Below are 3,459 nucleotides of genomic sequence, written 5' to 3'. Positions count from 1 at the left end.
GGGGGGGGGGGGGGCTTCTATGGGATCGTGGCGGGGCTTGGGGTGCTGGCCCGGGGCGCGGCGCCGGGGGCCGCGGGGGCAGGCGACTGTCCGAGCCCGGGCATGTCGTCGGGAGCCTATAACGAGATAATGAACTCGTGACGTCTTCAGTCTCTGTGCAGCCACCGAGCCCGTTCAGCCCGGGCTCCGACGCCGGCGCGCCCGGTGGGCGGGCGGGCGTCGCCGTGGGGCGGGGCGGCGGCACGGTCATCAAGCCGACCCTCAGCCCGGCCGCCAGTCCGGTCATCGACGCCGCCATGGTGAGCGCCCTGGAGCTGGCCCGGGCGGCTGGCGCAGCGGGGGAGGTGCCGGTGGGTGCTGTCGTGCTCTCGCCGGAGGGGGCGGTCCTGGCCGAGGCCGCCAACGCCCGCGAGGCCGAGCACGACCCGACGGCGCACGCCGAGATCCGCGCCCTGCGCGCCGCCGGAGCCGCTCTGGGCGACTCCCACCTGGACGGCTGCACCCTCGTGGTCACCCTCGAGCCGTGCACCATGTGCGCCGGCGCCATTGTCCTGGCCCGGGTGGCCCGACTTGTCCTGGGGGCCTGGGAGCCGAGGACCGGGGCCTGCGGCTCGGTGCGCGACGTCGTGCGCGACACCCGCGCCAACCACCAGGTCGAGGTGCGCGCCGGCCTGCGCGCCCAGGAGTCCCAGGACCTCCTGACCGCCTTCTTCGCCGACCGCCGCTGACGGGCCCCGCCGGCTGGGCCCGCCGGGGTCGGTGAGCCTCAGGGCTTTCCGGGCACGACGTCGGTCGTGACTGATACCGCAGGACGTCGCATTGGGGAGCGGGGCAACGTCCGTGTAACCTCGTGGGCGAGGTAGCGTGTCCGAGCGGCCGAAGGTGCAGATCTCGAAAGTCTGTGTGGTTCATAGCCACCCTGGGTTCGAATCCCAGCGCTACCGCCACGGGAGGGCCCGCCGAGCAGCCAGGAGCTGTACGGCGGGCCCTTCGCGTTGCCGGTTGCGGTGCTGCCAGTTTTGGCCGGTGGCTGCTCGACGTCGTGAGACCCGTACTGCACGAGGGTCGGGGGCCACTAGGGGAGGGGCGGGTGTACTCCACGTAGGTCGGGGGTTCGTCCAGTACGCACAACCTTCGGGTAGTAGATTCCCACCCTCGTGGAGTAGCCGCCTCGCGCGGTTCGTTGCGGCCGCCAGGACCCCGTGCCCTGACCCGGCCGCCGGAGCGCTGTTGGTCCCTCATATATTCGACGTCGGGCCGTACTCTTGGCCTATGAGTCGCCGTCCCCACGAATCCCGAACCCTGTCCCGTTCCCGCACTCAGGTCTACCCGCACCCCCACGCCTCTGAGATCGCGCCGCGTGCGGCCGCTGACCTCTACTCGCTCCTGTGCGACGCCATGGTCGCCGCTGACACCAAGGCGATCGACGCCCTGCTCACCGACTACTGCGTCCTGACCCACATGACCGGCTACCCCCAGCCCAAGGTCGAGTGGCTCGGCGACATCGCCAACGGCGCCATGCGTTACCACTCCCACGAGGTGGTCTCCGTCCAGCCCGACACCATCGCCGGCTTCCCGGTGGTGCGCGGCCGCACCCGCACCACGGCCACCCTGTGGGGCGGGCGCGGCACCTGGAACCTCCAGATCGTCGGATACGTCGTGCCCGACGCCGACCCCGACACCGAGCGCAACCCCACCGGCTTCCGCTTCAGCCGCCTGGACGCCTCCACCTGGTGAGGCCCCGCCGCCCGGCCGGTTACCCTCCTCGCCGGTGAGCCGGCCGGGGCGGTTCGTGAGCAGCTCCGGCCGGGGCCCGGCGGGCCTCGTGGCGTCAGCGGTGCTGACAGGGCCGGTAGCCCCGGTCCGCTGCGGTACTCGTCTCCCGATGCGCACGCGCCGCCCATCGACCCCGGGTGGCTTGGGTGAGTTTCGCCCCCACCTACCGGCGCCGCCCGGTCCCCCTCGTCGCGGGTGCGTTCCACGGATCCTCCGGCCAGGCGTGCTTGGGGTAGCGGCCCCGCATCTCGGCACGCACCTGCGGGTAGCCCTGCTCCCAGAAGGAGGACAGGTCGTCGGTGACCGCCACCGGACGGCGCGCCGGAGAGAGCAGGTGCAGCAGTACCGGCACCCGGCCCTCCACGATCCGTGGCGTCGCGGCCCAGCCGAAGCACTCCTGGACCCGCACCGCCAGCACCGGCCGACCCCCCTGCCCGGCCTCGGCCGAGCCCGCTGAGCCAGCTGCCCCGCCGACCTCCGCCGTGTAGTCCACCCGCACCTGTGAGCCGGAGGGGACCTCGATCCGTTCGGGTACCAGCTCCTCCAGGCGCGCCGCCTGCGGCCACGGCAGCAGCGTCCGCAGCGCCTGGGCCACGTCCAGCCGCTCCAGGCTGAAACGCCGACTTCCCGAGCCTGACGCCGACTCACCGGACCTACCTGTCCCGCTCGACCCTGCGGCCTGCCCGGCCAGGCTCGCCACCGCCGGTGCCAGCCACTCCTCGGCCCGCTCGGCCAGGGCCGCATCGCTCATATCCGGCCAGGGCTCACCCAGATGCTCGTGCAGCAGGGCCAGGCGGGCGCGCAGGCCGAGCGCCTCCTCATCCCACGGCAGCACGCCCAGGCCGGCATCAGCCCCCTCAGCGCGCACCCGCGCGACGACGGCCTCCGCCACCGCTGTCGGACCCGGCGGCGGCCCCGGGGTGGTGGTGAGTGTGATGGCCCCCAGGCGGCGCAGGCGCTCCGTGCGCAGCCGCCCGCCCTCCCAGACGGTGCGCTCCTCCTCGGCCAGCCAGGCCCCGGCCAGCTCCAGGGCCGCCTGCTCGTCGAGGGGCGCGGCGGCCCGGATGAGTGCGTCGCCGCGCCCACTGGTCAGGTCCACGCCGGCCACCGCCAGCCACTCGGACTCCGCCAGCGCCGAGCCCGCCGGCAGGCGCAGACCGGTCCCGGTGACGCTCGCGTAGTGCGCCTCCTTGCCCGCCTGCGGGGCCGGCCCCCGACGTCGCGCGATCCACTGCGGCTGCGCCGTCCCGGCCACCAGCGCCACCGCCGACTCCAGGTCGTGCGCCCCGGCGCCCTCGCCACTCCCGAGAGCGTCCTGGCCGACGTCGCCGGGCCGGCCAGCCCCCTCCCGGCCGCGCCCGGTGCCCGGCGAACCGGAGGTTCCCAACGCGTCAGGTGCTTGTGGTCCATCGCTCGCGGAGTCTGGATCCTCGGGCCGTCCGGCAGTCTTCCGGCCCGTGTCCGGCGAACCGGCCGCCCCTGTTGTGCCCGGAGCCTGTGGTCCACCGCTTGCGGAACCCGGGTCCTCAGGGGCCCCCGACTGCTCGGCGGCGGCGCGCCGGCAGGCCTGCTCCAGTCGGCGCGCCTCCGCCTTCCACGCCCCCGACCCGGCTCCGCCGCCGCGCACCTGTCGGGCCAGGGCTGTCAGGTCCCCGCCGGGTGCGCGCAGGTCGGTGGTCAGCA

Annotated in this window: 3 protein-coding genes and 1 tRNA gene; 3 read left to right on the top strand and 1 reads right to left on the bottom strand. The window is 74.5% G+C overall.

Annotation, left to right across the window (positions count from 1 at the left end; genetic code table 11):
- Nucleotides 1-137: 137 nt before the first annotated feature.
- From HMPREF3165_RS02640 to HMPREF3165_RS02635, 3 genes are all read left to right on the top strand, one after another.
- Nucleotides 138-728 (top strand): nucleoside deaminase, encoded by a 591-nt coding sequence (locus tag HMPREF3165_RS02640; RefSeq protein WP_176746986.1) that lies wholly within the window; start codon nt 138-140, stop codon nt 726-728.
- Nucleotides 729-858: 130 nt separating this feature from the next.
- A tRNA-Ser gene (locus HMPREF3165_RS13390) sits at nt 859-947 on the top strand.
- A 325-nt stretch (nt 948-1,272) separates the two neighbouring features.
- Entirely contained in the window at nt 1,273-1,737 is a 465-nt protein-coding gene (locus tag HMPREF3165_RS02635; RefSeq protein WP_070510668.1) for a nuclear transport factor 2 family protein, read from the top strand.
- 202 nt (nt 1,738-1,939) lie between these two features.
- On the opposite strand, the gene HMPREF3165_RS13385 is transcribed toward HMPREF3165_RS02635, so the two are convergent.
- Nucleotides 1,940-3,459 (bottom strand): ATP-dependent helicase C-terminal domain-containing protein (locus HMPREF3165_RS13385; RefSeq protein WP_305366985.1); only part of this gene is annotated, 1,520 nt, incomplete at its 5' end.

Origin of the sequence: Actinomyces sp. HMSC08A09 (assembly GCF_001807465.1) — a bacterium.
Lineage (GTDB): Bacteria > Actinomycetota > Actinomycetes > Actinomycetales > Actinomycetaceae > Actinomyces > Actinomyces oris.
This window is presented reverse-complemented; position numbering and strand designations above follow the sequence as displayed.